The sequence below is a fragment of the Phyllobacterium sp. 01N428 genome (assembly GCF_056399405.1).
Genome location: NZ_JBFTRH010000021.1, coordinates 1 through 1003, shown reverse-complemented (window position 1 = coordinate 1003; position 1003 = coordinate 1). Strand labels below are relative to the sequence as shown.

Genomic DNA, 1003 nt, shown 5'->3' with positions numbered 1-1003 from the left:
CGCTGTTTCACGCCCGCAAACAATCCGAAGCCTGCACCCGAGAGAGGATAGCATCAGCATGGCCTTTCTGCATCATCCCCCGTCACGCTGCCTGGGTTTCGATATTGCCAAGGAGACGATCGCCGTTTGCGATGGGTCGAAGGTGATCACCATCGCCAACCGGCGCAGCGACATCCGCCGCTTCCTCAGCCGGTCGAACGCCGATCTCGCCGTCTGCGAGCCGACCGGAGGGTTCGAGACCCTTCTCATCGAGGAATGCCAGCGATGCGGACTGGCCGTCCATCGCTGCGACACCCGCAAGCTCAAGGCCTTCATTCGTTCGAAAGGACGGATCGGCAAGAGCGATGCGATCGATGCGCGTGAACTGTCGGCCTATGGTCTGGAGCGCTGGGCGAGCCTGGTCTTGTGGTGTGCACCCGATTGCAGGGAGGTGCACCTCAAGGCACTCGTGCGAAGGCGCAGCGACCTGATGGCGATGCGGGTCGCCGAGCGCAACCGGTCGAAGGCACCCGGTGCCCACCGGCTCGCTGCAACCTTCAAGGCGACACTCGCCGTCATCGACAGGCAGATCGCCCAGATCGACCGTGACATTGCCGTCCTGACCGGAACCGGCCCTCTCAAACGCCGCGCCGAGATCGCCACCGCCATGACCGGCATCGGCAAGACGACGGCTGCAGCCCTCATTGCCACCTTGCCCGAACTCGGGCGGATGGATCGGCGCCATGCCGCCTCGCTTGCCGGCCTCGCGCCTCATCCGAACGAGAGCGGCAAGACAATCGGCTATCGCAGGATCCGCGGCGGGCGGCCCGAGGTTCGAACGATCCTCTTCATGCCCGCCATGCAGGCCGCACGTGGCAAAGGCGAGTTCGCCGCCTTCTACAAACGTCTCGTCGCCAGTGGCAAAAAGCCGATCGTCGCTCTCGCTGCCGTCATGCGAAAGATCGTTGTCGTGCTCAATGCGAGACTGAGAGACGACCTCGTTCAACAGAGTTGATGACGGCGG

The 1003-nt window shown here is 63.7% G+C and carries 1 protein-coding gene; it reads left to right on the top strand.

Annotated features, from left to right (window positions below; all coding sequences use genetic code 11):
* Nucleotides 1-58: 58 nt before the first annotated feature.
* Nucleotides 59-994 carry an IS110 family RNA-guided transposase gene (locus AC1DNI_RS22750; RefSeq protein ID WP_477693524.1) on the top strand — a complete coding sequence of 312 codons (936 nt, stop codon included), beginning with the start codon at nt 59-61 and terminating at the stop codon, nt 992-994.
* Nucleotides 995-1003 lie beyond the last annotated feature (9 nt).